Raw genomic sequence first — 25,829 nt, 5'->3', positions numbered from 1 at the left:
TGTGGTACCTCACATCACCAGGGCGGGCACACCGATCAGCACAAGTGCAACGACGATCCCTGCGATGAACCCGACGATTCCCGAGTCCATGATTGCAGAGTCGAACTTGTTGGTCCTTGCCAATATCTGTGCCTTATAGCGGATATTCTCCACCATGTTCTCAATTGCGACCATTCTGATAGGTCCTGCCGATTTTGATCCTTCTTCTGCCATGATCCGATCACCCCATCAGTATGAATCCGATGATGGCAAACGAGACGATGAGCCCGATCATGAGCCCTTCGATCTTGCCTGAATATACGCCTGCCGCAAACTTGTCGCGGTAGCCGATATTCACCACCATCTTCTCGATTACTTTCATCCGTGCATGGACCAACGCCAGTTCGCCGGATAACGGCCTGACCTCACCCGTCGCTTCTTCCGCACCTGCCGCTTCCTTGACCTCCACGACCAGGGCATCCGCCGGGAACGCTCCGGGATCTCTTCCGGTGAGTTCCGCGATCTTGGCCTTGATAGCGCCGAGATCCTCGGATTCCATGATGTTGACGACCTCGATCTGCTCCTGGAAGCGCTTGATCGCGTCGGCATTGAGGTTCTCGATGAAGGGGATTGCGCCTTCGGCTCCCACGACACGGCCTTCCTTGACTCCGCTCTTGTGGAGTGCAATGAGGGTCTGGCCCGAGAGGTGACCTTTCACCTCGGTACCGCAGAGGAGCATGAACCGGATGTTCGGGTTGGAGATGATATTGGCGATGACCTTTTCAAGACCGAGGTTCTCGGTCTTACAGGAACCGCAGATCGCAGCTCCTGCATCGCAGATGCCTTTCTCGTCAAGGTGAGACCCCATGGTCACGACTGCGACCGGGCTGTTGGGATCCCCTGAGTGGAAGTCTCCCTGGACGATCGGCCATCCGCTTGCCGGTGATTTCTTTTCTGCCATTTTTCTCACCTCAAATCAGATGGAATACGAATATTCCTGCGATTAGCAGCCCGATTGCAATTCCGTACCAGAATGCGGTCATGTTACCCGCGACTACGAGTGACTTCTCCCTGCCGGGGAACGATGCCAGGAAATTACCTTCTCCTGAGAGCATGTTCACCAGGTCTCCCGAAATGGCCTCCAGTTCGCCCACTTTCTCAAGGACAGGAGCCATCGACTCTCCCGCGGTGGAAACAATGCCCACCATCGGGTCGACGACCAGCCCGTATTCGGGAAGTGCTTCGACGAACATTAGTGTCCCTCCAGTTCCGGAATCGGCTTGGAGTCGAGCCAGCCTGCCGCGTCACGCTTCGAGAGCGCGAGGTACTTGACATAGGTGTAATACCACCCGATGACTGCGATGATCAGCGAGATCAGGGCCGCGTAAGTGTCGATCAATGCCAGGGACATGATTGCCGCGGCGATCATGGACAGGAACCCGCATTCCGCAGCGAGCGTCAGCATTCTGTCCTGAGTCCAGTTCGGCCCCAGACAGGCGTTGAACGGGTGCTGGATTGCGATACCTCCGAGCATGAAGATGCTCGCGATAATTCCTCCACCTATGAGCGAGACCTGGTAGCTGGGAAGCGCAAGTCCGAGAATGGTCACCGTGCCTGAGGTCAGCGCATTGAACGTGAACGAACCAGAGATCATCGCGGAGAATCCCATGAGGGTCAGCGCCCCGATGATCGCCATCTCGATAAGAGACTGGATCATTACCGGAATGTGCATCGAGAGCACGTTGTTTGCCAGGTAACCGAGGATCGCACCGATAATAGCGGCGATAATAATCGCGACTATGGGAGCGGCCACTCCGAACTTGGTGGCAAAGAGCATGGCGATAACCCCAGACCCGAATGCCATCATACCTGCGGAGGGAACTCCGGTACCGATACCGTAGCTGCACAGGTGTTTGATTGTGTGGCTGCCCCATATGATAGCTGCAACCGCACCCAGGCCCCCGAAGAATGCGAATCCCTGCATCCCGGTGAGCTGATTCACGTAGGTGAGGTAAATGCACACCAGCGCGACGATGAGCCCGCCAATCATGATCTTGGTATGGGGAACGCCGCCTTCGATTACTTCTACTTTAACCGTCATTTTTCACACCTCACATTGCGACGATCATGATCGCGACAATTCCACAGACTGCAGAGGCAACGGCCGAAGCGATGATGTCCCGGGGGAAACGCTTGAACTTGGGGTCGTGCGGTCCCTCGATGGTCCCGGTGATGTTGTAGGCTGCGAGCACCGCATTGACCAGGAACATACCGACCGCGAAGATACCCGCGAGGGATATTGCAATCGGAAGGATCTGGGCTGCCTGTGCGTCCATCATACCGGGCAGTGCTCCCTTGTAGACGTCGAGGAGCATGATATAGATCAGCGTGCCGCCCGCGCCGCCAAAGAGACCGCCTACGACACCGCCGACCCAGGAGATGAACGGAAGACCGTGTCCTTCGGTACCCTGGGACTTATATTCGGGCTGGGTGTCGCCTGTAAGGGGGTCTTTCAGGACCTTACCGGATGCACAGGGGATTCCCATGCCGTAGACATAGATGAAGGTCACGAAGAAGCAGGTGATAGCCATCATCAGTCCGCCGCCGATAGCTCCGGTGACAACGGAGACTACCAGGTCGGGTGTCTCTGCCGCATAGGCCCATGCCCCGCCGAACAGACCGGCAAGACCGGCACCAGCCGCCAGCATGGCAACACCGGTGGCGATACCTGGAGCCTGTCCCATCGCGGCCGGCGCTCCGCCGACCGGCACAAAGTGCACCCCGAACCCAATCAGGATACCTCCGATGATGATACCGATGAGCGCCATGAAGGCAAACGAAGCCCCGACAAGCACGTATGCCAGTGCAATGATGATAATCAGGATAATGATACCGATAATCGCTGCTTTGGGGTCAAGTGATCCGCCCGCGGCGGGTTTTGCACCAATTGCGCTCATTCGGATGCCTCCTCTTTCTTGGGGGCAGTGTAGGGTCCGTAGTTCTTCCGTGCCCAGACCTCTGCGTAACGGTCGATGACCGCGAAGATCAGGATAAGGATGATACCGACGACGATCGCACCCCATCCGGCTGCGATCGGTTCGAACAGAACGGTACGCCAGATCTCCAGGAACACGATCATACCGAAGCAGACCCCTGATGCGGGACCTGCAAGCTTGGCGGTGAACCAGCCGTTGTCGAGCGAGTTCCTCTCACCAGCTTCTGCGTAACGGACGATATTACCCGATGCGGCGATAGGGACGCCGGCACCGAACTTCTGTGACTGATACTGCCGCTCTTTCCCGTAGAACGGGTTACCGGTCGCGGATCCGGCTGCACCCAGCGCGATACCCCAGACCAGGCCCAGAAGGGGCAGAGGGAACGGGTGTCCGAGTGCGGAATTGATGAGGTGACACATCGTAACGGTCGTGAATATCGCCACGAACGCGTGTGCCATGGTCACGGTGGTCATCGATTTCAATATATCGACGAAGACCGGCTGTCCAAACTTAGCGAGACTTGCAGTCCTGCCCAGATATGCCGTGGTAGCATAAACCCCCTGAACGAGGGTCGCCACGATACAACCGAGAACGATTGCAAGGATCGGGTTGATCTGCATTGCCATGAAAGCCCAGGAAATCCCGGCCCCAAGGGCAATCCAGAGCCCCCATGCCGGAGGCTCGCCTGCGACCGCCTTATTGAATATGCGGTGCAGATAGCCCATCTGCGGAGCAAGCTGAACCTGCGAGTTGGGGTCTCCCTGAGAACCGATATCAGATTCAGTATTTTCCGCAGCACCGGCCACTGTGGCAAGAGCTCCTGCCAATGCAGTAATTCCAATGCCAAATACAATGTTATCCATTTAGCCTCCTCCCTGCGTGCTGAAGAGTGCACGAGAGTGTTCAACAAGCATTGCCACTCACATCGAGTACAAACCCTTTGTGGTTCATCTAACAGTCGATGATTGATGAGTTAAATGTTTCGAAATTTTCGCTTATAAACCGTTTTTTAGCGGTTTAATTCAAAAAAGGAACGATTTTAGCGTATATTATACATCTCAACTTGAGTTAAGTAAAGTTTAGTTGTTTAATGGGCAAGCAGAACTGCGGACAAAACAGGAAGAACCTGATTGGTGCATTTGCAACCAAACTTCGTCAAAAACTCAAAAATAATTAATGATCCAGGACCTCGAGAGGTGTCCCGCAGGACACGATCTTCCCTCCCTTCATAAGGGCAACCCTATCGCAGATCTCCCGGACAAATCCGATATCGTGGGAGACGATGATGAAGGTCTCATCCATTTCGCTCCTCGCTTTTAAGATAGAGTCCTTCACCTCTTCCCTGGTGAGGGGATCCATGGTACCGGTCGGCTCATCGAGCACGATTAGCCTCGGTTCCCGTATCAGCACCTGGGCAAGGGCGACCCTGTGGCGCTCGCCTTCGGAGAGCTGGGAGGGATACCTGTGCAGCAGCCCCTCTACGACATCGGGGGAAAAACCCGCCATCGAGAGACTGATCCTGGATTTATGTACCGCGAGCTCTTTCGGGAAGTCGAGGCCGATCGCATCCGTGAGATTATCCACCACGGTCCGGTGCGGGTAAAGGTCATATTCCTGGTGCAGAAGGCCGATATAGGGCTTGGCTCGGCCGCGTTCCGTGATCCCCGGCCTGGTCATGTCCACCCATTCATCCCCGATCCGGATCAGCATCTCTCCGCCGGTCGGCTCGATTATTCCGGAAATGATCCTGGAGAGGGTCGTTTTCCCGGCACCACTGGTACCGATTATTCCGAATATCTCGCGTTCTTTCACTTCGAAAGAGACCTGGTCGACGGCCCGGATCACTCCCCGGTCCACGGTGAGGTACCGTTTCTCCACATCCCTGGCGGAAAGGATCTCATGACCGGCCGGTGGCCGTCCAGTCTCTTCCTCGTCCCGGGTATTTTCCAGGAATTTCGCTAGAACCTCAGCAGGCGTGCCGTCCTTTTCGATTTTCCCGCATTCGATCAGTAACGCCCTTCCGGCAACCTCTTCGATCACGCCCGAAAAATGGGAGGTGATCACCATTCCCATCCGGGTATTTTTCGCTGCATCCACCAGCAATTCATGAACGAGACGTGCAGTGGCAGGGTCGAGAGTGCCGGTGGGTTCGTCCGCGAACAAAAGGAACGGCTCCTTGGCGAGCTGACGGGCCAGGACGACCCTCTGTTTCTCTCCTCCCGAGAGATCCCGGGCGATATGCATCATCCGGTGCGCAAGTCTCACGCTGTCAAGGAGGTCAGCCGCCCTTGGCACCGCATGTTCGGAGGGATATCCTACATCGTCCAGGGCGTGGAGGACATTTTCGATCACCCGATCATTTCCGTAGAGCGCAAAGGTGCGCTGGAACATGATCGCCGTCTTTTGCAGGACCTTCGCCCTTTCACTATCGTTTCCCGTATTCCAGAGGTCGATATCGATTGAGATGAGTTTCCCTCCACAGGAAGGACACTCCTTTCCCGCCAGACTGCGGGGCTGGAAATTCCCGCAACCCGGACATTCGGAGAAGTGATAAACGATCGACCCCGAGGTGGGGGCAAAGTCTACACCACGAAGCAGATGCATGAGGACCGATTTTCCCGCTCCGCTCCTCCCGATGATTCCCAGGATCTCCCCCTCCGAAATCCGGAAGGAGACCCTGTCGAGAAGCACGGATCCGTCGATCTCCACGCTGAGGTCACGCACGGTAACCAGAGGAAAAGAGGATGGCATTGTGGTGAACACCCCTCATTCGTGATTGCAGGTATGACCTTCCGTATGGGTGCAGGCGCTCTCGCCGGGCACGATTCTCCCTGCGATGAGGTCCTGGGCTATCCTGTCCACGGGGCCGGAGACTCCGATGATGACCTCAATGCCCTTATCACGGAACAGGTCGATGGCCCGGGGGCCCATGCCGCCCGCAAGAATATGCGTCACCTGATGATCTGCAAGAAAGCCCGGTAATACACCGGGCTGGTGTCCCGGGTTTTCAAGGTCCTCCTGCCTGAAGATGATCCCGTCTCTGACATAGTATATGGCATACCCCTCGCAGTGGCCGAAATGCTGTGAGACATAGGATCCATCGCGTGCAATTGCGATCTTCATAGGCGTCTCCCCGATCCTCTTCGGCAGTACGTTCCGCAGCCTCTGCCGTCTCCGGATCCGCATACTCCATTGTGATGTCTTCCTCCGCTTCCCTTATCGAACGGGAGGTTTTCTTCAGGGAGTCTTTCCCTGCGCTGTCCTGCCGGGGGTTCCCGGAATGGCCCCTGGGCGCCACAGGCACCGCATCCGCGTCCTGTTCGTGACCCCGCTCCTAGGGGGCCGGTTCTGTTGAATGCTGGCATATGTATACCTCCGGCACTGGCTATTGTGGGTGCCTTAATTACACATATGCGTATAAATATTTAAAAATGGCGGCCTTACCTATTGTCAGGCGATGCCGGAGTCGGGGGAAACTTCTGTGTCCAGCGCCGCGGGCAGGTCTCGCCGTCTTCTTTCGGGCAGATCTCCCCTCTCATTCTCGGACAGAGGTTCTGGGCCTTCAGAATACAACTCTCCATCTCGATCTGTTTTCCATGGAGGAGCGCATCGACAACTTTTCGGCGGGCGTTATGGAGGTCGCGCCATGCAGTTCTCCTGGAGATTCCCATGACAGAGGCGGCCTCCTCCTGCTCGAGCCCTTCGAAGTCCACCAGCCTTAGCAGCTCCAGCTCCTCTGGCATGAGAATCACGTTCTCAGTGGTGCCCGGGATATTACACTGGGGGACGTAACACCTGACCGGCCCTGAAAATTCGATATTCCGTTTAATCCTGGGCCTCCCTCTCCGGGCCTGCCCCTGTACGCCAGCCTGGTCATCGTTCATGGTGTTCCCAGCTCCTGTGCAATGTTGGAGGCGATAGTATGAATCGCTTCTGATGCCGGACCGCTCGTCAGGGGGGCCGGTTCCCCCCCTCTTACCCATCTGATGACCGATTCATCAAAAGGGATCCTGCCGATTACGGGGATATTCTGTTCCCGGCAAAATTGTTCGATCGATACGACCCGGTCCGGGTTGAGGTCGGCGCGGTTGATGACCACTCTGATCCGGGGCCGGAACCGGTTCGCGACCCGGATTACCCTCTGGAAGTCATGGTCCCCGGAGACACTCGGCTCGGTCACCACGACCAGGAGGTCTGTCCCGCTGACCGTAGAGATCAGCGGACACCCGGTCCCGGGGGGTCCGTCAACAAGCATGAGGTCGAATCCGTCCACCCGCTGCGAGGCGATTTTTTTGAGTTCATGAACCAGGAGCCCCGAATTCCCTTCACCGGGAAAAAGGTGGGCGTAGACGAGCGGCCCGGCACCTGTTAACCCGCAGGTGACAACTCCGCTTCTGTGCCGTACCATCGTGATCGCTTCCGCCGGGCAAACCAGTGTGCAGGCGGCGCATCCTTCACAGCGGAAGTTTTCCACGCGGTAGCGGTTTTCATCCAGCCGCACCGCACCGGACCTGCATGAGTTCCGGCATGCCCCGCACTGAAGGCACCTGTCAGGATCGATATGCGCCTTCTCCATTCCAAAAAAGGGCTTCTCCCAGATTTTTTTGGGGGAGAGGAGAAGGGGGAGGTTTGAGGCGTCCACGTCAGCATCCACGAGGATCTTTTTTCCGGGGAGAAGCAAGGCCAGTGATGCGGAAATTACGGTCTTTCCCGTTCCGCCTTTCCCGCTTACCACTGCAAGCCGGATCATGCGCCTCCTCCGGCGTATTCCCCGAGCAGGCAATGGGCGAGCGCAGCGAAGCGCTCGCGCCATTCCGGGAATTTCAAGCAGACCAGGTCTCCGTTGTTATGAACGCGTGCGATCTCCCTGTCGAGGGGGATCGACATCAGGACCGGTAACGAGTGCGTCTTCGCAAAATCGACGATATCACCATCATTTCCATCGTTTTTGTTGATCACGATCCCGGCCGGAACCCCCATGACCTGAACAACTTCGGCAGCCAGGGCGAGGTCGTGAAGACCGAAGGGGGTCGGTTCGGTGACCAGCAGGCAGTAATTACATCCTTCAAGGGTTTCCACCAGGGGGCAGGAGGTCCCCGGCGGCGCGTCGGCGATCACCAACGGGTCATCCTCCGACCTGGTCCTTACCTCCCGGATCACAGCCACGGTCTGTACCTCCCCTTCATTGAGCCTTCCCGAGATGAGCTTCAGACCCGGCAGGGGAAAAGAGACCTTAATCATTCCTATCGGGCGTTCGACCTCTTCTATGGCCAGGGCAGGGCAGGCAAGTGCGCATCCCCCGCAGGAATGGCAGAGATCAGGAAAAATCAACACCCGGTCCGAGAGCGCGGTGATTGCACCGTAGCGGCAGGCCTCACCACACTTCCCGCAGAGCGTGCATGCGGACTCGTCGATACCGGGAACCGTGATGGTCACTACCGTCTCTTTACCGGAAGAGGGGAAATAGAGGTGCAGGTTAGGCTCTTCAACGTCGCAGTCTTCCAGGGTTATAGCCATTTTCTGTGAGAGTACAAAAGCGAGGTTAGCCGTGACCAGTGTTTTTCCGGTCCCTCCTTTCCCGCTTGCCACAACGATCCGCATTTGATCATTGACCTTCTGCCGGTTCCGCATGAAAAAGACACCTGCATTTTTCACTTAAGGAGAACCCTGATCCATAGGTCATACGTAAGTGTTCCGGCATCGCATTCGGCTCTATTTCAGGCTGGAACTGTAACTCTCGCAGATGCCTCGTACAGTGCCGTTCATTTCCTGTTCAACTACTTCTATTCCGGCTTCTTTAAGCGCAACAAGAGCATTTCCACCGATCCTCCCGGCTATGACCACCTTTATATTCAGCCGCGAGAGCAGCCCGACCGCCTGCGGGCCAACCCCGCCGGAAGCATCCGCAGCGGCATTCTCTATGGTGGAAAATTCCCCGGATTCCGTGTCAATCACCGCAAAAAAGGGTGCCCGTCCGAAACGATCGTCCGGAGCACTGTCCGGCGAGGTTCCCCGTGAAGGTATCGCGATCTTCATGGGGTTATTTATGCGCATATGGGAAAAAAAGATGGTGGTCCGGGCAGGAAGGGAATATCTACAGCCCTTCCAGTATAACGGAGGGAATGGACAGACGGGGTCGATCTCCTGCTTCTTTTACGTCGAGGGAACGAGAAAAAAAATTTTGGAAATATTCTGGTCTTACCTTGCGGGTATGATCAGAGCGCGCTCTCCGGCGGGCATGAACTCGCGGATTGCACCCTTTGCGAACTCGCGGCGGGGTTCGGCGAAGTCGAACTTGAGCGAGGGGTCGGCGAAGGTGATCTTGATTAGCGGGTTTAAGGACCACGCGTCTCCGCGTGAGTAGTGAGCAGCACCTGAAATTGCAGCGTACTCTCCCTGGTGTCCCACGTTCATGGCGTAGTTGGGGTAGTTGGGTCCACGGAGTTCTCCGACTGCACCCTCGTCGGGCCGGACGGAGAGCGAGTTGGTGGAACCGCACTGGTCCTGCAGGTCGTAGCCGAAGAAGCCGAGACGTGACCATCCTTCCTTGTGCATGAGCATGGACAGGTACCAGCCGTTCAGACCGGCGTTGGAGTTGCCGGTTGCAATCGAACAGGAGATACCGGATGCCGCTGCGAGCACGGATGCACGCTGGGAACCACCGAAGTGGTCTTCCAGGGCGGTGGGGTACTGTTCGTACTGCTCCATACCGTAGAGGTTGACCTCGGTCGCGATGTCGTTGACAACGTCCTGGGTCGCCTTGACCTTGTCCTTCTCGCTCGGGCTCTGCCAGTTGACTTTGTACTTGCTCTTGATGTAGTCCATACCGTAGTAGGTGTAGTCATCAAGGATGTTGTCGGTGTATGCGGCGGTTGCATACTGGGTGAACCCGACACCACCGGACATGTAGGAGCCGAGCCAGATCTGGTCAAAGAGCATGGCACCTGCGCCTACGACCTCGAGGGTTGCCCTGGCGGGGTCGTTCGGGTACTTCCTGTCGGCCTGGACCATGTCGGCAAAGTGACCGAACTTGATGCCACCGGGCTCGTTCGGGCCACGGGCACGACGTGCGGGCAGGATGTCACCCATCTGGATAACACCGGCGTGCTTTGCCGCGAATGCCAGGTCGGCCACTGCGGCCTCGCCGGCGCACATGCGGTATGCACCGATGAAGGACATACCGATCTGCATGGCGGACCACCGGGAGGTAGTACCTCCATCGCAGGTCCTGGAGACGATGGTCGGGATGTGGATTGCCTGGTACACGGACTTGCCGACCGCGGCCTTCAGGGCTGCTGCCTGCTTTGCCGGGAAGAGCTTCTCGATGTTGACCACGAACTGGGGCTCGAGGTCGTCGGCCATCTCGTCGTCACCGGTAAAGACCTTGACGTAACAGTCGTCGACAAGGCCCGGGTGGGTCTCGACCATGTGCTCCTGAACCACCGCGGCACCGGGCATCGCGTGGTTGACCACGTGCAGGTACTCGTTGATGGTCTCGGGGGTCACTTCCTTGCCCAGCCTCTTCTGCAGGGTCTGGTGGGCGAGGTCCATGTTCACGATGATGGTCCGGCGGATGTCGTCCCACATCTGCTGCATGGCCGCGTTGTTGACGAAGTGGAGGTCGTCACCCTCTACGAAGACGCCGGTGCCGGAGACCTCGTAGGTCATCAGCTGGCGCTGACCGAGGGGGATACCGCCCAGGTGGCAGCGTACGGGGTCGTACATGCTGATGCCACGGGACATCTCTGCCTTCTTACCCTCGGCGATAAACTCTCTCTTCCTTGCGGACTGCTTCAGTCCCTCGCGGGCGTAGACAGTCTGGGTGCTCTGCGGGTCCTCTGCGAACTTCTCTTTCAGGGCCTTGAGGAAGAGCTTCTGGGATCTCTCGATTTTTGCTTTTGCCATCGTAATCACTCCATGGGCATGAAGCCGTATTTGGTCCTCAGCGAGTGGATGCGCTGGATGTATTCCACGTATTCTGCATCGTCACGGAAGCCGGTTCCGACCAGGGAGTGGTACATGGTGGTGTGTCCCTTGAGCCACTTGTCGTCCATGGGCTTGCCGACCTTGACTTCCTTGTCCAGGGGCTCTCCGATCTGGTTCTTCACGTACTTGACAACGCCGGACTTCTTGTCGAGAATACAGCGCTGGAGCATGTCGAACATCATCCCGTCCTCTGCGAGACGGAGGGAGTGGCCGTGCACGGTCGCGCCACGTACGCCGGTGCGTGCGGGGTCGAAGAGCTCGGTGTTGACCAGTTCCTTTGCGTATTTCTCAAGGTCCCTCTCACGGCACTCGATGATCTGACGGCCGGACAGGGTACCGGGGTCGATACCACGGTAGCGGTATGCCTCGAGCCAGGACCTGACGTAGGGCTGGCAGGGCGCATTGTACATGGAGTCGGCGAACTGGATGTACCTGACACGGTCGCCGTGCTTGGCGCCGTCGGTGGGGGTCACCAGCTTGCGGATCGGGCAGGCGGGCTCCTGCTGCTCGGCGAGCGGGGGGTGAGCGGTCGGGTATGCCGCACCGGGGGCGCGGTGTCCCATGATCAAAACGATGTCCTCATCCGTGACGTCACGGATCTTCTCCAGCTTCTTGCTGGGGTCCAGCTGCTTTCGCCTGTTCTCGGCGACAACAGTGGTGCCAGGGCAATACTGTGGTTTGTAAGCCATTTTTTTCACTCCTTGTTTTTCATCAATCTCAAGACTGCGTGAATGACTTCTGCCATCTTCTCCCTGGTGGGCGTCTGTCCCCGGGTTACCCCGCTGACGATCGCCATCACCGTCCCTTTCGTGGTTACCCGATCGGGGGGAGGCATGACCAGGGCGGTCTTCACCCCTTCCCTGGCAAAGTCTTCGAAGTCTACCGGTGCCTGCGAGACTACGATCGCCTTCACGTCACAGGCCGCAAGGATATACCTGACCTTGTGCACCACGTGGGAACGGACGTTCCCGTGGTGGAGAATGGCGATCTTATGCCTCTCTATCTGCTCTATTTCCTTATCTGTCAGGCCGAAGTATGCACCGAGTACCGCACCGCCGATATTTTTCGCATCGGGGGGAACACCGCTGCCTGCGTTCAGGACCAGCGTGCTGATGCTGTACTCCACACCCTGCTGCCGGAGCGCTGAGGTGATGTCGCAGACCGGTTTCGTGACATGGCGGCGTCCCGGGGACATCCCGACCACGATCACGTCCGGGTAACGGCATTCGGAGATGGTTCCGCGCTGGGCGATACCTCCTCCTTTCCCCATGCCCATCGCCTCACGGCAATCGACAACCTGGGTGACTCTTCCCATCGGCATGTTATTTTGTTCCTTGCAGGATTACAGGACCGGACTTGCTTTTCGGATCAACGAGGCCCAGAAGCATTTTGTCTGCGTCAGGGCCGTATTTTGCATAATCGCTCAGGGTCGGCTCCGTCTTCATGAACCTGCCTTCCTGGATCGAATAGGACATCGAATCCTTAAAGGCAGTATCGCATGCAGCACGGATAACAGGAATTACGTCGCGGTTCTCCAGCTCGAGTATCACGGTTCCTACCTGCACCTGTAGCTCCACCTCCTGGTCTCCAACCATGATGACCCTTTTCATCGCGATAGGGTTGGGAAGGCCCTTTGCAGGGCCATAGGGGACGGTGCTGGGGAGCCGGGGACCGTTTAACAGCATCCTCCGGATCCCCTCCGTGGTCGCAAGCAGGTTCAGTAACCGCTCGACGGTCTCCGGATACATCAAACGTTCCGTGACAATCCTGACCTGAGGATATGTGGCGTCGGTCATTCAGATCTCGAGGAGTTTATATTCCCTTCGCAACTGCCTGCATAGGCTTCTTGAACTCGTCGAGCTGTCCGAAGGTGTCCTGGTAGATCTTGGAGGTCTGCTCAGGTCCGAACATCTGGGTTCCAGCATCAAGCGCACAAGCGGCAACGATACAGGGGATACCCACACCGGCAGCGTGACGGGTCACGACGTGGTTCCCGTTGAACACACCGGGGCCACCGCCACCATAGATCGAGTGGCTGAAGAAGGAGAACCCGACAGCCACACCCATTACACGGCCGTAGTCACAACCGGGCAGGCCGGTCTCGTGCTCGAGCAGGTCGTTGAAGTAGAGCAGGGTTGCGGAGACTGCCTGGGCGAACCGTCCGGCACCACAGTTGACCATGGTGGCGGCGAGAGTACCCGCTGCGGCGTATGCGTTCCAGAGCATGGGGTCCTTGGTGTCGTAGAAGACGTACCCGCTCTTGCCCTTCTTTCCTGCCTTGATGACCTTGTCCTCGATTGCTCTCTCGACGAGGCTCTGCACTACGGTACCGATGGTTCCGTTCTTGCCGTTTGCCTTTACCAGGTCGTACACGATGTTGTTCGCGTTCAGTCCCTGGTAGGCGTAGAGCAGGAGCTGGGCCCTCTCGAAGGGTCCGATGGCCATTCCCATCTCGAACTCTCCGGCCTGTTCGAAGGTGGAGGAGAGGGCGGCCGCCTGCATGGCGTTCCGGTGGGTCATCATCGCCGCGTGGTTCGCGGGGATGTTACGAAGGGCGTACCCGAGACCTTCGTTGTTCTGGGGGATGGACATAATGGAGACGATGTTGCCGCCCTGCATGTCCATGGTTACCGGGTAGGAACCCCAGACTGCGCTCTTGACGTAGGCACCGTCAAACATGCCAACCTTGTACTGCTCGATGAGTGCGTAGGTGGTCGCCGCTGCAACTGCGGTGCTTGCTGCATCGTAGGTTGCCGCTGCGTTCAGGCGGGCGCTGGGGACTTCGACCAGCAGCATCTTGCCGCCGCCGACCTTGGTGATCTTGGTGTCGTCGCCATCGGTCACCTGGACCATGGACTTGATCTTTGCAGAGAGTGCATCGCAGTCCTTGACGCAGTCCACCTTAAGCGAGCGTCCCAGGATCTGGTTGTTCTTGCCTCCCATCTGACCGGTCTTGATTGCATTGTCGATCCCTGCCAGGTTGACCGCCACGGTCCTCTTGGTCAGGTCGATGACCTTCAATGCTCCCTTGTTGGTCAGGGGGCTGATCTTGTCCAGCGCTACGCCGCTCTTGAGCAGCTTACCCTCATCATCATAGAGGTCAATAGTATCTTTGTATTTCGCCATAATATTCCTCGTAAATCAGTTTTTGCCACTATACACTACGGTAACTGAACGCTGAAATGGCTGATAGTAGTCACTGTCGATAAATGCTGATCACTACTGCACGTCCCCTCACGGGACAATCAGATATACAGTATCGCCGTGATATAAGTATTCCTATTTTAATCGGAATGATTTTATTATAATATTATTAAAATAATAAATAATTTTAGGGGAATATTCAAATATTACATATATTTCTGGTTTCTTTATTTTACGCAGTATTACGAATTTTAAAAAAGATGTTATTGAGTGTTATTTTACTAGGGTAAATTTTCGAAAATCCGGTGCGCTTCCAAAAAAATGTTTGGTCAGATCTTCTGGTAGAGCTTACCGTAAACGATCTGGCCTTTTCTCTTGGGGTGACGCTCCCCGAGATCTCCATGATACAGGGCAAATCTGCCCTTGTATCCGTCGACTTCAAGCTCCTCGTCCTGGACATACTTGTAGCCCGGCATCATGACGTCGATGGTCCCGAAGACGTAGATCTCGCCTTCCACCATCTGGCCGCCGATCTTGCTCTTTCCGTTGCCCTTGACGATGATCTTTCCGCCTTCCTGGTGGGTGCCCACGTGGACGTCGGCGTTGCCTTCAACGATGATGGTCCCCCCGTTCATGAAGGTACCAATATCGCTTCCCGCATTGCCTTTTACCCGGATTACTCCGCCCTGCATTCCGCGCCAGTCGCCGCGGTACGCTGCGCCGAGGTAATTGCCTGCGTTGCCCTCGATGGTCAGCTCGCCACCGATCATCCCGATGCCGGTGAAGGCATCGACGCTGCCTTTGACAAGGAGCTTTCCTCCCTGCATCCAGGCACCAGTGTACATATCGGCATTGTTCTCGACGACCACTTCTCCGGCGGTCATCTTCATCCCGATATACTTCACCCTGCTGACGTCGCCCTTGACCACGATCTTGGTCTCAGCGGCGGTTTTTCCTCCGTTGCCGGCAACATCGAAGTACTTGCCGAGGGTGAACTGCTCGCGTCCCTCGTAAGCATGAAGCGCCGCGATCTCGGCTGCCGTCTTTCCGGCAAATGCATCGGGGGAGATATGATCCGCCTCGAGCATGAGCACGGGCGGGTTCTTCATTGTGAGTGTGACAGTCTCCATCTTGCTCCCCTCACTGTGTTGCATCAACCTCGATCACGTACGGGTTCGGCACGAAATGCTTCGACACGTCGTAGTTGTTCTGGTTCACACTGTAATACCGCAGGAATTTGTCCTGGATATCACGCATGACCTGCGGGTTCTCGTTGACCTTGGCGTTCACCCAGAGGGTGCGCTTGTTGCCGTTGGAAACGACCTCCCCGTCGATGACGACCGGCGTTCCGGTCTTCATCACGTATGCCGCGGACGAGAATGCCTGCTCGATCGCTTCCGGCTCGAACGGTTTCTCGGGGTTGAGGTCGTAGATGGCGATATCCGCATCCATGCCCGGTGCGAGGCCTCCGTAGAGGTGTGCAAGTCCGATAGACTTCGCGGGTCCCGCACGGGTCATCTGGGCCAGCTCGTACAGGGAAAGTTCCTTGTCCATCTCGGACAGGATGGTTGCCGCCCTGACCTTGTCGCTGTATTTGAATGCGGCCATCTGCTCTTCCCGTGCTTTCTGGCTCATCAGCCACTTGAAGATCCGCGGGTACCTGGTGAATGGTCCTGCATTGGGGTGGTCGGTGGTGATGAACGTCCGCATCGGGTCCTTGGTAAGGAGGGCGATCTCAAGACCAATTGCCCACTGGATACCGCTCACCTTGACATTCGGGCTGTAGATATAGGGCACGACCCCGGAACCTGTCTCCAGTTCCACGTCGATGTTTGCCCACTTCAGGTGGTTCAGTTCGGTCAGGTGGTGCTCGAACGGGCCGTCGGCGGTCATGGTGGTGGTCTCATCGAGGGTCACGCACCCGGTGTCGACGGTGATGTTCTTCTGTTTGTTCACGTAGTCCATGACTTCCTTGGACTTGGACTCGAAGTTGAGCCAGTTGTCCCCGCCATAGGAATGGAACTGCAGGTGTGTCGAGTGGAGGACAGTCTCACGTCCGAACTTGTTCTTTGCCTTCACACCCTCGGCAAGCTTCAGGGTATCCAGGGTAACGGGATAGTTACCCGGGTTGCCCAGGCTGTTCTGGTGCACGTGGATGGAGTGGGGGAGACCGAGGTACTCGTTTGCTTCCATCAGACCGCTTACGATCTCCGCGGGTGTGATGTCGAAGTAGGGCACCGGGTCGTGGATGGTGAGGCAGTTCAGGCCCCAGCCCCAGGCTTCCGTGCCACCGGGGTTGACGATCTTGACCGCATATCCCTTGGAGACGTTCAGGAGCCAGGCGATGTATGCCGCGGTGTTCTCGATCTCCTTGTTCTTCAGGTACTCCATCACGAACCAGTTGTTTCCGAACACAGGATAGGCACCCTCATCGATGATGGGGGTGTCCTTGATCTCCTCGTGCACGTGCCGTGCATAGAGCGGAGGCATTGCGGCCTCCATGCAGGTGGTGTACCCCATCCGGGCGTACTCGTACCCTGTCTTGAAGGTCGTCGGGATGGAAAATCCTCCGGCCATCCGCTTCATGCCGCTCTTCGGGGAGTAGGTGAACAACTTGTCTTCTGGCCGGTAGTTCCGCCCTTCGTTCACCTTGGGGCCGGCGATGTGGGCGTGAACCTCAACTGCCCCGGCCATCACCGTCTTGCCCTTGGCATCGATGGTCTTTGCCTTGGATGAGAGCTCGGTGGACTTGACGATCTTGCCGTCCTTCACCGCGATATCCGCCTTGTCACCCTTGATCTTCTGGACCGGGTCAAAGACGAAACCGTTCTTGATCAGGTATTCCGACATTATTTCTTCGCCTCCATGAGCTCCTTGACGCGCTTGTTCACCCGTGAGAGGAACTCCTCGTCGGTGAGCATACCCTCCGGGGGATCGACGACTTTCCGCGCCTCGATGGGCACGTTATCCATACGATAGCAGTTGCCCCCGACCTCGACCCCGACGAAGGCGACCGGGACGTGAAGTTTGGCGACCTCGGTGGTGGGGGTGATATGGGGGTCGACGGCGACGGAGGGAAGTTCAGAGAACTTCTTCACCGAGGATATGGGGAAGTGCGCCCCCGGGTCGGACCCGAGCACGAAGACGGCATCGACCTCGCCCCTGCGGAGGAGGTCGTTCGAGCTGGTCTCACCGGGGTTGTAGCGAGCGAACCCGCGGGAGAGATCGACGCAGTAGGGGAACCCGAACTGCCAGCCGAGGACCTGTCCGGACCCGGTGACGTTGTAGTGACCCCGCATGGCCATGATGCTGAACTTCGTGAACTCGTTCAAATCCTTGGTGAGCATGATGGCGTTGTCGATGTTGTGGTTCTTGGAGAGTGACTGGGTCACGCCCATCCCGAAGAAGATGATCCCGAACCTTCCGGACTTGAGGACCTCGGCGGCCTCGTAGATCTTCTCCTTGGGGATGCCTGCGACAGTGTCCGGGAGCCACTCGTTCCGGAGCGCGACGCGGAGCGCGGAGAGCAGTTCGTAGTCCCTGCCCTGCTCGATCTGGAAATGGTAGTCCGCCATCTTGGCGGTGTCCGTGACCCGGGGGTCGATCACAAAGACCTTGCGGTTCTTGTGCCCCTTGTTCACGAAGAACCCGCGGGGGAAGATGGAGTACCGGGACATGTGCCGGGGGTGGGCGTGGCACGGGTTGCAGCCCCAGAAGATGATCCGGTCGGCCCGGTTCTTCACCTCGCCGAGGGTGCAGCTCGGGATCCCGACGTCCTGCACGGCGATAAGCGTCGACCCGTGGCAGACCGTCGCGGTGTTGTCCACGATCGCCCCGACCTGTTCCGCGATCTCGTGGCCCACGCTCTGGGCCTCGCAGGAGGTCGAACTCCACCCGTACATCAGGGGTTTCTTCGAGCTCGCGAGCATCTTCGCGGTGTATTCCACGGCCTCGTCATACGAGACTTCCTTGTAACTCCCGTCAGGCTGCTGCATCCGCGGGCGTTTCACCCGGTCCGACGCCTGCGAGTGGAGGAACTTCGCCGCACCGATCACACACGCATTATACACGTCTACGATCTGCTTTCCGTCGTCGGATACCTCGACCTCCAGGTCATCGCACAGTGTCCCGCAGAAAGGACAGATCACATCGGTAACTGTCTTGGTCATCAGGCCTCACCCCTGCATTTTTTCTGCACCAGTTCGATGGAAGAGAGAACCGGCTCGTTCAATGCGATATCTACTTCCACAGGGACTCCCTTGAAGGTAGGCATGCCCGTGGAATAGGTATTGGGGTCGATGACTGAGTTGGCCCAGGGACCCATGGGGATATAACCCAGCCCCGGGTGCGGTCCCTGAGTAGCCTCGACTGCCTTGACCACCACGGTTCCGTACGGGCTGGTTACCCGCACGTTGGTGTTCCGCCAGGCACCGAGTTTCTTCAGGTCGGAAGGATCGAGCTCGATAATGCCGCAGGCCTTGCGGTACTCCTCCTTCTCCTTGCCGTGCTCCATGGCGACGCCCTGCTGAATGGTCCGGCCGCTAATCAGGTTCAGTACTAACTTGGTCAACCTACACACCCCTTACTTATTTGGTAAGCTGGGTGATGGGGTTCGGCCCCAGCTCATGGATGGTCTTCACTACGTCTTCCACCACCTTGGCCCACTTGGCGCCTTCTGAAGCTGAAACGAAGGTCATGCGCAGTCTCTTGTCCTCGAGCCCGATGTTCTTGATCATGCTCTTGAGGATGAACATGCGTTTTGCCGCCTTGTAGTTGCCTTCCAGGTAGTGGCAGTCCCCGAAGTGACATCCCGACACCAGCACACCGTCCGCCCCGTCGGTGAACGCCTTGAGGATGAACAGGGGGTCCACCCTCCCGGTGCACATTACACGGACAATCCTGATGTCAGGGGGGTACTGGGTACGGGCACTTCCCGCCAGGTCGGCCCCGGCATAGGAACACCAGTTGCAGATGATCCCGAGGATCTTCGGCTGGAATTCTTCTGCCATTACTCCTCACCTCCGGTGAGGAACGCATCGATTTGCGCCACGATCTGCGGGGTAGCGAAGTGCTGCATCCAGATTGCTCCTCCGGGGCAGAATCCTCCGCAGGTCCCGCAACCCTTGCACTTTGCTTCGGTGACTTTCATGACCTTCTTGCCACCCTCGCCTTCTACCAGGGAGAGGGCAGAGTATGGGCAGAGGTTCACGCACATCCCGCATCCGGCGCACTTCTCCTCGATGCACTGGGCGAAGTAGGGTTCAAGCTCCACTTCACCCATATGGATGGGGATACTGGCAGCCGATGCCGCTCCTTCGGCCTGGGCGACCGTGTCAGGAATATCCTTCGGGCCCTGGCACACACCCGCCAGGTAGACACCTGCCGTGGTGGTCCCGCAGGGGTTCAGCTTGGGGTGGGCCTCGAGCATCCAGCCGTCCTGGGAGCATGATACACCGAACATCTTGCGCACGGTGTCCACACCGCCCGTAGGCTGGACTGCGGCCGCGAGGACGACCATGTCGACCTCGAGTTTCATGGGCCGGTCGAGCAGGGTGTCGTCCGCCATGACGTAGAGGTTCTTGGTATCGGCGTCCTCAAGCACGTTGGAGACACGGCCACGGATGAACTTGGCGCCTTCGTCCTGGATACGGTAGTAGAACTCCTCGTACATCTTCCCGAACGAACGGATGTCCATGTAGAAGATATACGGCTGCACACCGGGGATCTTTTCGATGATCTGGTGGGCGTGCTTGATGGAGTACATACAGCAGAACCTGGAGCAGTAGGGCTTCCCGATCCCTGTATTGTCACGCGACCCGGCACAGAGCAGGAATGCGACCTTCTTCGGGGTCTTCCCGTCGCTCGGCCTGACCAGGTGTCCGCCGGTCGGACCCGATGCGCAGATCAGACGCTCGAACTCCAGGCTGGTCACCACGTTCTCGTACTTCTTGTAGCCCCACTCGTCCTTCTTCTCGATGGGGAAGAGTTCGTACCCGGTCGCGAGGATGGCGGTCCCCACTTTCAGCTTGACGAGCTCGTCCTGCATCTCGAGGTCAATGGCCTTCTTTTCACCGCAGGCGGTCACACAGAGGCCGCACTTGATACAGGAGTCCCAGTCGATGGTGTAGATCAGCGGGACGACCTGCGGGTGATAGATATAGATGGCCTTCCGGGGCTTCATGTTCATCTCGAACGGGTTCGGCTTGATGACCGGGCAGACCGCTTCGCAGTCTCCGCACCCGTTGCATCCGCCTCCCACGATGCCCTTTGCCTCCGCTTCCGCGGGGGTCATTACCCCCCGGGCTTTCCTTCGCACGGTGATGTCAAAGTTCCCGATATACCCCTCGACCTGCTCGACTTCCGCACAGGTCATCAGCTGGATGTTGGGGTTCCTGCCCACATCCACCATCTTCGGGGTAAGAATACACTGCGAGCAGTCCAGCGTGGGGAAGGTCTTGTCCAGCTGGGACATGCGTCCCCCGATGGTGGGTGACTTCTCGATCAGATAGGTCTTGATCCCAGCATTTGCCAGGTCGAGCGCTGCCTGCATACCGGCGACACCTGCGCCAACGACCATCGCGGCCTTCTCCACCGGTACCTTCTTGGGAATCAGGTCCTGGAGCAGCGCTGCCTTGGCAACGGCGATACGCACGGCATCCTTCGCCTTGTCGGTCGCACCTTCGCGGTCATGCATGTGCACCCAGGAGTTCTGCTCCCGGATATTTGCCATCTCGAACCTGAAGGGGTTTAAGCCGCCTTCCTTGGTCGCGGTCCTGAATGTGGGTTCGTGCAGACGGGGAGAACATGCTGCGACGACGACACCGGTGAGGTTGTGTTCCTTGATAGCGTCCTCGATCTTCTTCTGTCCCGGGGTGGAGCACATGTACTGGTAGTTGTCCACGAAGGCCACGTTCGGGAGGGTCTTTGCATAGTTCTGGACCGCTTCGATATCTATGGACCCTGCGATATTGGTCCCGCAGTGGCAGGCAAAAACCCCGATGCGGGCCGTCTTGCTTTCGGGAGCGAATGACGACGCCTGTGCCGTGGTCTCCTTCTTGGTCTCTTTCTTTGCAGTTGCTTTCTTGGTCTTCTTCTCTGCCATAGTTCAATCCTCCTAGGACAGTACCTTCTTCAGGAATGGTTCGCAGCTGATTGCGTGGAGGTCCAGCGCAAGTTCCTGGGGGCTCATTCCCTGGGCAAGCCCGAGCAGTTCCATGTAGTGGAGAACCGGCAGCCCGTATTTGACCCCGAATTTCTCCTCTATCTCGATCTGACCGCGGTCAAACTGCAGCTGGCAGAATGGACATATTTCGGTAAGGGCGTCCACCTTCTCCTCCTGCAGGATGATCAGCTTCTCGTTGGTGATGTCCAGCGAGTGCACGATGTCATACCCACGCACACCGCCTCCGGCACCGCAGCAGAGCATCTTGTTCCTGTATTCAACCGGCTCGGCACCGAGTGCGGCAACCATCTCTTCGATCCAGACGGGGTGCTCGGTGGTCCCGAAGTGACGCTCCTTCTTGGGCTTCATCAGGTGGCACCCGTAGTGCACCGCGATCCTTGTGCCGTTAAGGGGGTTCTTCACACTGTCGCGGATCTTCTTGACCCCGACGATCTCGGGGTCGTAGTAGAGCTCGGCCAGGTGAAATACATCGATCGTCCCCTTGAACTCCATGTCGATGCCCTTCAGCACCTCGTTGACCCCGTCGCGGAGTTCGTCGTTGTGCTTAAGCTTGTGGTTGACTTCCCAGATCGACTTGTAGCAGCCGTTGCAGATCAGGGCGATGTCCTTCTTCATCTGCTCGGCGAGCACGAGGTTCCTGGCAGCCATGGCGTACCAGACGTTCAGGTCGATCGATCCGAATGCTCCGGGTGCGGGACAGCAGCTGGCTCCTTCAAGATCGAGCAGCTTGATGCCCAGCCTTTCGGAAGTACGGTACGATGCCGCTTCCGCACCGGGGTAACGGTTGGGTGCGATACATCCGAGGTAAAAAGCGTATTCCTTCATGGATCCTCACCCTTCTCTCTCTTTTACAATCCGGTCTGCATTCTTCTTCAGTTCGAAGTAGTCCAGCATGTACTGAATTCCCTTTATATAGTTGGGGTGGCCGTGGGTGGTCGGCGGGTCCCTGGGAAGGCCGAGTTTCTCGCGGGCTGCCCGGTTCACGTCGTTGTTCGGCACCCCGTGGCCGGTGGTGTAGATGGCCTGCACGGTCTTTAAGAAATTGACCGGGATGATGTCCCTCGTGAAAGCCACGTTTCTCATGGCCATGATGACGTCGGTTGGCGCAATGTCGCGGGGACAACGGTCCGTGCAGCTGTAGCAGGTGGTGCAAAGCCACAGGTCGGGGTCAACAAGGGCCTCTTCTTCCAGACCGAGCAGGGCACGCCGGACGAACTTCCTGATCCGGTACGAACTCCGCGGGGCGGACGGGCATGAGGCCGTACATGTACCGCACTGGTAGCACATGTGGGGAATGGTCATCGAGATTTTTTCGACCTTCTTGGTGAACTCCGGGTTGGAGTCCTCGCTGTAAAGCCGGGTGTCTCTGAGTTTCTTATCAAGGGCATCCGGGTAACCTTTGGTTCTTATTGCCATTGCTGATCCCTCACGCCTTCTCCATCATCTTCAGCTGCACGGAACCCTGGGTGTCTTCCTTGACCTTGGAAGTCCTCGGGGTGCAGAGCTTCTCCTTGATCTTCCTGAAGAGGTCGGTCTCACCGCCTTTGATCCGGATACCGGTCCTGGAAAGCCTGATGATATCCTCACCGGGACAGGCGTTGACACATGCGCCGCACAGGATACAGTAGTCCTTGTTGACCGCGATGGTGGGCTCAACAACGCCTTTCATCTCACTGGCGGGCTTGGCCGAAGGCAGGTAGATCGCGTTTGCCGGGCAGATATCCACACAGGTGGAGCACCCACCGGGACACTTGCTGGCGGCGAACTCGATGTCGCCCTCGAACAGCTTCTCGACAGTGATTGCCTCGGTGGGACAGTTCCGGGAGCACCAGGTACAGGTGCAGCACAGGTTCTGGTCGATATCCACCTCTCCCGCGATCTTGTCGCTTACAATTTCGCGCTCGACGGTGATGCATTCCTCGGGGCATGCCTCGACGCACACCTTGCACGCGTCGCAGCGGCTCTCGTCCCAGACGACCTCTCCCTCGACTTTCCCGGACTCCGCAGTAAACTCTTTGTGCTTTACCGTGATCGCGGGGCAGATCGATCCGCATATGCCGCAGAGCGTGCACTTCTCATCGTCTACCTTGAATGTGGTCTTGGTCTGGATGGCGGCCTGGCGTTCCTTGCCGGTCTCGCTCGATCCCTCGAACTCGGGGACGTCCCTGACGATGGCGTCTCTCGGGCAGACCTCGTTGCAGATGGTGCAGCGGACGCACTTTTCGTCGTCGATGTCTGCGACCATATCATACTGGGGGAATCCTTCCTTTTCTACGATGGGCAGGCGCTCTTCGCCGTCAATCTTGAGCGTAAGAGCATTGAAGGGGCACATAACCACGCAGACGCCACAATAGGAGCACTTTACCTCGTCGATATCCACGGGTGCGGCGTATTCCACTGCACCCCGGCGGGTCGCTCCGACCAGGCCGAGAACGATCGCGTCCTCAGGACAGGACTCCACACAGATCCCGCATCCGGTACAGACTTCGGAATTGAGGATCAGGTTTGAGACCTGCTGGAGGAGCTTCTGCTCTCCGATGACGTTTACGCCCTCCCGCTTCTTGGAGAATTTTGGAAACATTGTCATGCGGTAACCTCACTTACTTCTAAAATGTTCAACTGATCATACCTTCGCCACGGATGGCACTGATCCACGACCTTCCAGCCGAATCACATCATGGGGGCATGCCTCGACACAAACTCCGCACCCGGCACACAGCTCGGATTTGAAGTCCAGCACCATGGCTTTTCCATGGCGCACCTTGTAGATCTTCTCTTTTGTGACAGGATCCACGGTGTATAATTCGAGTGCATCCACGGGGCACGCGACCACACAATTATTGCAGCCGGTACAACGTTCCATGTTAACGTGCACTGCAAATGCCATTTTTTATCACGCACCAGCTTCTCGATCGATTAAAAAATCGACTAAAAAAGAATGGTTAACTGATATACATAAACTCTTCTGATTTTCACCCGCAAACGTGTGCAGTTTGGCCGTGATAGTTAACTCATAATAATTAATTAATAATTAAGTTAATTATAACTTCATAAAAAACCCCGTAATTCACTGCGCTTCGGATTGAACCTTTTTTTTTAAATAGTACCATAAAAAGGTTTATTTCCAGGCAGAATGGGGGGAAATAACCATGCGATTATTGGTGGGTGACACCAAAAACCTTTGATGCTCCGGATTCCGCCACATTGGAAATAGAAAATCTCGTTTTTCGGATCACACCATCTCCGGGTACCGGGGGCAGTTTCCATGAGTATGGAAAAATTGATCCCGGAGCGCAATCAGTCTTTGGATATCGTGCGACATACCCCCCTGTAATTATTCAGGCTGCTCCCGGTTTTCACACCTGCATTATTCCGGATAACATCCAATGTAGAATGTTCGGCACGGGGACTTTTCCTGGTCGATCCGGAGTCTTCCGGGATTCTTCCTCATTTTTACGAATAAAACTCATTATTCTGCTTATTCTGACCAGCGAGCCAATTAGAAAAGTTATTCTATCTGCTTTGGGTACATTTCTCCAAACGAGGTAGTTCCATGGAGATAAACGGCGTACCAATCGAGGATACCTATGCAGAGGCGTTCCCGACCTGGATCTCGCGGATCATCATCACCGCGGTGACGGAAGAATGGGCATTGAAAGCGGCAACCGAAGCGACCGGATTCGCGACGTCGGCGATAGGCTGTCCATGCGAGGCCGGGATCGAGGGGCTCCTCCCTCCGGAGGCGACTCCCGACGGAAGACCGGGTGCGGCCATCCTCATATGTGCCGGAAAAAAGAAATTGAAAGAGCAGGTCGTTGAGCGGCTCGCCGAGTGCGTCCTCACTTCGGCGACCACCGCGGTGTTCGACGGTCTTCCGAACGCGGAAGAGAAGATTGCGGTCAAACTGCATTTCTTCGGGGACGGGTACGAATACCAGAAGGAGGTCGGCGGCAGGAAGTGCTGGGTGATCCCCATTATGGAGGGCGAATACGTGGGAGAAGAAGAATTCGGCATCGTCAAAGGTGTAGCCGGAGGAAACTTCTTCGTGATGGGAGAGAACCAGATGGCCGCCCTCATGGGTGCCGAGGCTGCGGTCGACGCGATTCGTGACGTGTGCGGGGTCATTACCAGTTTCCCCGGCGGAGTAGTGGCCAGCGGCTCGAAGGTGGGGTCCAAGAAGTACAAGTTCATGCCTGCGAGCACGAACGAGAAGTACTGCCCAACCCTCCGGGAGAAGGTGCCCGATACAAAGGTTCCTGCCGGTGTCAAAGCGCTCTACGAGATCGTGATAGACGGGTTGGACGAGAAGTGCGTGGCGGATGCCATGGCAGCAGGAATCAAGGCCGCGGTCAACGTTCCCGGGGTGAAATTCATCAGTGCAGGGAACTTTGGCGGGACCCTCGGCCCCTACAAGATCGACCTGCACAAGATCCTCTGAATCACCTTTTTTTCCGCTCCCGTTAATCGGATCGATCCTCTTTTATAGAGTTATTGCCGAATATCCTGTTAACGAAATTTTCGGTGACAAATATCATGATCAC

General features: G+C 57.0%; 28 protein-coding genes. 1 reads left to right on the top strand and 27 read right to left on the bottom strand.

The annotated features are described in order from the left end of the window. Nucleotides 1-9 precede the first annotated feature (9 nt). The 27 genes from J2741_RS05160 to J2741_RS05030 all read right to left on the bottom strand — a co-directional run bounded on the left by J2741_RS05160 (nucleotide 10) and on the right by J2741_RS05030 (nucleotide 24,175). The gene (locus J2741_RS05160) at nucleotides 10-213 is read right to left on the bottom strand and encodes a tetrahydromethanopterin S-methyltransferase subunit F (RefSeq protein ID WP_209673946.1); all 204 of its coding nucleotides are present in this window, start codon (nucleotides 211-213) and stop codon (nucleotides 10-12) included. 7 nt (nucleotides 214-220) lie between these two features. Further along, entirely contained in the window at nucleotides 221-940 is a 720-nt protein-coding gene (gene mtrA, locus J2741_RS05155) for a tetrahydromethanopterin S-methyltransferase subunit A (RefSeq protein ID WP_209673945.1), read from the bottom strand. Nucleotides 941-950: 10 nt separating this feature from the next. Further along, the gene (gene mtrB, locus J2741_RS05150; protein WP_209673944.1) at nucleotides 951-1,232 is read right to left on the bottom strand and encodes a tetrahydromethanopterin S-methyltransferase subunit MtrB; all 282 of its coding nucleotides are present in this window, start codon (nucleotides 1,230-1,232) and stop codon (nucleotides 951-953) included. After that, on the bottom strand, nucleotides 1,232-2,080 hold the full coding sequence (gene mtrC / locus J2741_RS05145) for a tetrahydromethanopterin S-methyltransferase subunit MtrC (protein ID WP_209673943.1): 849 nt from the start codon (nucleotides 2,078-2,080) through the stop codon (nucleotides 1,232-1,234). Before mtrC ends, mtrB begins: the two co-directional genes overlap by 1 nt. Nucleotides 2,081-2,090: 10 nt before the next feature. Continuing rightward, on the bottom strand, nucleotides 2,091-2,936 hold the full coding sequence (gene mtrD / locus J2741_RS05140; RefSeq protein WP_209673942.1) for a tetrahydromethanopterin S-methyltransferase subunit D: 846 nt from the start codon (nucleotides 2,934-2,936) through the stop codon (nucleotides 2,091-2,093). Further along, the gene (mtrE, locus tag J2741_RS05135) at nucleotides 2,933-3,838 is read right to left on the bottom strand and encodes a tetrahydromethanopterin S-methyltransferase subunit E (protein WP_209673941.1); all 906 of its coding nucleotides are present in this window, start codon (nucleotides 3,836-3,838) and stop codon (nucleotides 2,933-2,935) included. Before mtrE ends, mtrD begins: the two co-directional genes overlap by 4 nt. A gap of 310 nt (nucleotides 3,839-4,148) precedes the next feature. Further along, complete coding sequence (atwA, locus tag J2741_RS05130) at nucleotides 4,149-5,726, bottom strand: methyl coenzyme M reductase system, component A2 (protein WP_209673940.1); 1,578 nt, start codon at nucleotides 5,724-5,726, stop codon at nucleotides 4,149-4,151. A 15-nt stretch (nucleotides 5,727-5,741) separates the two neighbouring features. Further along, nucleotides 5,742-6,098, bottom strand: coding sequence for a NifB/NifX family molybdenum-iron cluster-binding protein (locus J2741_RS05125; RefSeq protein ID WP_209673939.1), 357 nt, complete (start codon nucleotides 6,096-6,098; stop codon nucleotides 5,742-5,744). Nucleotides 6,099-6,415: 317 nt separating this feature from the next. Then, a complete protein-coding gene (locus J2741_RS05120; RefSeq protein WP_209673938.1) occupies nucleotides 6,416-6,859 on the bottom strand; it encodes a DUF134 domain-containing protein in 444 nt (147 codons plus the stop codon). Next, a complete protein-coding gene (locus tag J2741_RS05115; RefSeq protein ID WP_209673937.1) occupies nucleotides 6,856-7,725 on the bottom strand; it encodes an ATP-binding protein in 870 nt (289 codons plus the stop codon). The genes J2741_RS05120 and J2741_RS05115 overlap by 4 nt, the downstream gene beginning before the upstream one ends. Beyond that, entirely contained in the window at nucleotides 7,722-8,606 is an 885-nt protein-coding gene (locus J2741_RS05110) for a nucleotide-binding protein (protein WP_245249411.1), read from the bottom strand. Before J2741_RS05110 ends, J2741_RS05115 begins: the two co-directional genes overlap by 4 nt. 81 nt (nucleotides 8,607-8,687) lie before the next feature. Beyond that, nucleotides 8,688-9,011 carry a NifB/NifX family molybdenum-iron cluster-binding protein gene (locus tag J2741_RS05105; protein ID WP_209673936.1) on the bottom strand — a complete coding sequence of 108 codons (324 nt, stop codon included), beginning with the start codon at nucleotides 9,009-9,011 and terminating at the stop codon, nucleotides 8,688-8,690. 162 nt (nucleotides 9,012-9,173) lie between these two features. Further along, nucleotides 9,174-10,880 carry a coenzyme-B sulfoethylthiotransferase subunit alpha gene (mcrA, locus tag J2741_RS05100; protein WP_209673935.1) on the bottom strand — a complete coding sequence of 569 codons (1,707 nt, stop codon included), beginning with the start codon at nucleotides 10,878-10,880 and terminating at the stop codon, nucleotides 9,174-9,176. Nucleotides 10,881-10,885: 5 nt separating this feature from the next. Then, the gene (gene mcrG / locus J2741_RS05095; protein ID WP_209673934.1) at nucleotides 10,886-11,650 is read right to left on the bottom strand and encodes a coenzyme-B sulfoethylthiotransferase subunit gamma; all 765 of its coding nucleotides are present in this window, start codon (nucleotides 11,648-11,650) and stop codon (nucleotides 10,886-10,888) included. Between the two features lie 5 nt (nucleotides 11,651-11,655). Next, on the bottom strand, nucleotides 11,656-12,282 hold the full coding sequence (mcrC, locus tag J2741_RS05090; protein ID WP_209673933.1) for a methyl-coenzyme M reductase I operon protein C: 627 nt from the start codon (nucleotides 12,280-12,282) through the stop codon (nucleotides 11,656-11,658). Between the two features lies 1 nt (nucleotide 12,283). Then, nucleotides 12,284-12,757 (bottom strand): methyl-coenzyme M reductase operon protein D, encoded by a 474-nt coding sequence (gene mcrD, locus J2741_RS05085; RefSeq protein ID WP_209673932.1) that lies wholly within the window; start codon nucleotides 12,755-12,757, stop codon nucleotides 12,284-12,286. Nucleotides 12,758-12,773: 16 nt separating this feature from the next. Further along, nucleotides 12,774-14,087 carry a coenzyme-B sulfoethylthiotransferase subunit beta gene (gene mcrB, locus J2741_RS05080; RefSeq protein ID WP_209673931.1) on the bottom strand — a complete coding sequence of 438 codons (1,314 nt, stop codon included), beginning with the start codon at nucleotides 14,085-14,087 and terminating at the stop codon, nucleotides 12,774-12,776. A 347-nt stretch (nucleotides 14,088-14,434) separates the two neighbouring features. Next, on the bottom strand, nucleotides 14,435-15,235 hold the full coding sequence (locus J2741_RS05075; RefSeq protein ID WP_209673930.1) for a formylmethanofuran dehydrogenase subunit C: 801 nt from the start codon (nucleotides 15,233-15,235) through the stop codon (nucleotides 14,435-14,437). Nucleotides 15,236-15,245: 10 nt separating this feature from the next. Further along, on the bottom strand, nucleotides 15,246-16,955 hold the full coding sequence (locus J2741_RS05070) for a formylmethanofuran dehydrogenase subunit A (protein ID WP_209673929.1): 1,710 nt from the start codon (nucleotides 16,953-16,955) through the stop codon (nucleotides 15,246-15,248). After that, nucleotides 16,955-18,274, bottom strand: coding sequence for a formylmethanofuran dehydrogenase subunit B (locus tag J2741_RS05065; protein ID WP_209673928.1), 1,320 nt, complete (start codon nucleotides 18,272-18,274; stop codon nucleotides 16,955-16,957). Before J2741_RS05065 ends, J2741_RS05070 begins: the two co-directional genes overlap by 1 nt. Next, nucleotides 18,274-18,675 (bottom strand): molybdopterin dinucleotide binding domain-containing protein, encoded by a 402-nt coding sequence (locus J2741_RS05060; RefSeq protein WP_209673927.1) that lies wholly within the window; start codon nucleotides 18,673-18,675, stop codon nucleotides 18,274-18,276. The genes J2741_RS05065 and J2741_RS05060 overlap by 1 nt, the downstream gene beginning before the upstream one ends. Before the next feature lie 16 nt (nucleotides 18,676-18,691). After that, nucleotides 18,692-19,114: a hydrogenase iron-sulfur subunit gene (locus J2741_RS05055; RefSeq protein ID WP_209673926.1), complete on the bottom strand. Its 423-nt coding sequence runs from the start codon at nucleotides 19,112-19,114 to the stop codon at nucleotides 18,692-18,694. Beyond that, a complete protein-coding gene (locus J2741_RS05050; RefSeq protein WP_209673925.1) occupies nucleotides 19,114-21,207 on the bottom strand; it encodes a CoB--CoM heterodisulfide reductase iron-sulfur subunit A family protein in 2,094 nt (697 codons plus the stop codon). Before J2741_RS05050 ends, J2741_RS05055 begins: the two co-directional genes overlap by 1 nt. 12 nt (nucleotides 21,208-21,219) lie before the next feature. Continuing rightward, nucleotides 21,220-22,113, bottom strand: a complete 894-nt coding sequence (hdrB, locus tag J2741_RS05045; protein WP_209673924.1) for a CoB--CoM heterodisulfide reductase subunit B — start codon at nucleotides 22,111-22,113, stop codon at nucleotides 21,220-21,222. A gap of 6 nt (nucleotides 22,114-22,119) precedes the next feature. Further along, entirely contained in the window at nucleotides 22,120-22,704 is a 585-nt protein-coding gene (hdrC, locus tag J2741_RS05040; RefSeq protein ID WP_209673923.1) for a CoB--CoM heterodisulfide reductase subunit C, read from the bottom strand. A 10-nt stretch (nucleotides 22,705-22,714) separates the two neighbouring features. Then, a complete protein-coding gene (locus J2741_RS05035; protein ID WP_209673922.1) occupies nucleotides 22,715-23,875 on the bottom strand; it encodes a 4Fe-4S binding protein in 1,161 nt (386 codons plus the stop codon). A 36-nt stretch (nucleotides 23,876-23,911) separates the two neighbouring features. Next, entirely contained in the window at nucleotides 23,912-24,175 is a 264-nt protein-coding gene (locus tag J2741_RS05030) for a 4Fe-4S binding protein (RefSeq protein ID WP_209673921.1), read from the bottom strand. Between the two features lie 666 nt (nucleotides 24,176-24,841). Here J2741_RS05030 and fhcD point away from each other — a divergent pair. Continuing rightward, nucleotides 24,842-25,726, top strand: a complete 885-nt coding sequence (fhcD, locus tag J2741_RS05025) for a formylmethanofuran--tetrahydromethanopterin N-formyltransferase (protein ID WP_209673920.1) — start codon at nucleotides 24,842-24,844, stop codon at nucleotides 25,724-25,726. Nucleotides 25,727-25,829 lie beyond the last annotated feature (103 nt).

Origin of the sequence: Methanolinea mesophila (genome assembly GCF_017873855.1) — an archaeon.
In the GTDB taxonomy this organism is placed as follows: domain Archaea; phylum Halobacteriota; class Methanomicrobia; order Methanomicrobiales; family Methanospirillaceae; genus Methanolinea_B; species Methanolinea_B mesophila.
This window is presented reverse-complemented; position numbering and strand designations above follow the sequence as displayed.

Coding starts and splice junctions, on each gene's coding strand:
- mcrD (WP_209673932.1), bottom strand. CDS start 12,757: ATGACCGACGCCACATATCCTCAGGTCAGGATTGTCACGGAACGTTTG.
- J2741_RS05030 (WP_209673921.1), bottom strand. CDS start 24,175: ATGGCATTTGCAGTGCACGTTAACATGGAACGTTGTACCGGCTGCAAT.
- J2741_RS05065 (WP_209673928.1), bottom strand. CDS start 18,274: ATGACCAAGACAGTTACCGATGTGATCTGTCCTTTCTGCGGGACACTG.
- mcrA (WP_209673935.1), bottom strand. CDS start 10,880: ATGGCAAAAGCAAAAATCGAGAGATCCCAGAAGCTCTTCCTCAAGGCC.
- J2741_RS05115 (WP_209673937.1), bottom strand. CDS start 7,725: ATGATCCGGCTTGCAGTGGTAAGCGGGAAAGGCGGAACGGGAAAGACC.
- mtrD (WP_209673942.1), bottom strand. CDS start 2,936: ATGAGCGCAATTGGTGCAAAACCCGCCGCGGGCGGATCACTTGACCCC.
- J2741_RS05075 (WP_209673930.1), bottom strand. CDS start 15,235: ATGGAGACTGTCACACTCACAATGAAGAACCCGCCCGTGCTCATGCTC.
- J2741_RS05110 (WP_245249411.1), bottom strand. CDS start 8,606: ATGCGGAACCGGCAGAAGGTCAATGATCAAATGCGGATCGTTGTGGCA.
- hdrB (WP_209673924.1), bottom strand. CDS start 22,113: ATGAAGGAATACGCTTTTTACCTCGGATGTATCGCACCCAACCGTTAC.
- mtrA (WP_209673945.1), bottom strand. CDS start 940: ATGGCAGAAAAGAAATCACCGGCAAGCGGATGGCCGATCGTCCAGGGA.
- J2741_RS05050 (WP_209673925.1), bottom strand. CDS start 21,207: ATGGCAGAGAAGAAGACCAAGAAAGCAACTGCAAAGAAAGAGACCAAG.
- mcrB (WP_209673931.1), bottom strand. CDS start 14,087: ATGGCGAAATACAAAGATACTATTGACCTCTATGATGATGAGGGTAAG.
- atwA (WP_209673940.1), bottom strand. CDS start 5,726: ATGCCATCCTCTTTTCCTCTGGTTACCGTGCGTGACCTCAGCGTGGAG.
- fhcD (WP_209673920.1), top strand. CDS start 24,842: ATGGAGATAAACGGCGTACCAATCGAGGATACCTATGCAGAGGCGTTC.
- mtrE (WP_209673941.1), bottom strand. CDS start 3,838: ATGGATAACATTGTATTTGGCATTGGAATTACTGCATTGGCAGGAGCT.
- J2741_RS05125 (WP_209673939.1), bottom strand. CDS start 6,098: ATGAAGATCGCAATTGCACGCGATGGATCCTATGTCTCACAGCATTTC.
- J2741_RS05160 (WP_209673946.1), bottom strand. CDS start 213: ATGGCAGAAGAAGGATCAAAATCGGCAGGACCTATCAGAATGGTCGCA.
- J2741_RS05120 (WP_209673938.1), bottom strand. CDS start 6,859: ATGAACGATGACCAGGCTGGCGTACAGGGGCAGGCCCGGAGAGGGAGG.
- mcrC (WP_209673933.1), bottom strand. CDS start 12,282: ATGCCGATGGGAAGAGTCACCCAGGTTGTCGATTGCCGTGAGGCGATG.
- J2741_RS05055 (WP_209673926.1), bottom strand. CDS start 19,114: ATGGCAGAAGAATTCCAGCCGAAGATCCTCGGGATCATCTGCAACTGG.
- mtrC (WP_209673943.1), bottom strand. CDS start 2,080: ATGACGGTTAAAGTAGAAGTAATCGAAGGCGGCGTTCCCCATACCAAG.
- mcrG (WP_209673934.1), bottom strand. CDS start 11,650: ATGGCTTACAAACCACAGTATTGCCCTGGCACCACTGTTGTCGCCGAG.
- mtrB (WP_209673944.1), bottom strand. CDS start 1,232: ATGTTCGTCGAAGCACTTCCCGAATACGGGCTGGTCGTCGACCCGATG.
- J2741_RS05035 (WP_209673922.1), bottom strand. CDS start 23,875: ATGACAATGTTTCCAAAATTCTCCAAGAAGCGGGAGGGCGTAAACGTC.
- hdrC (WP_209673923.1), bottom strand. CDS start 22,704: ATGGCAATAAGAACCAAAGGTTACCCGGATGCCCTTGATAAGAAACTC.
- J2741_RS05070 (WP_209673929.1), bottom strand. CDS start 16,955: ATGTCGGAATACCTGATCAAGAACGGTTTCGTCTTTGACCCGGTCCAG.
- J2741_RS05105 (WP_209673936.1), bottom strand. CDS start 9,011: ATGAAGATCGCGATACCTTCACGGGGAACCTCGCCGGACAGTGCTCCG.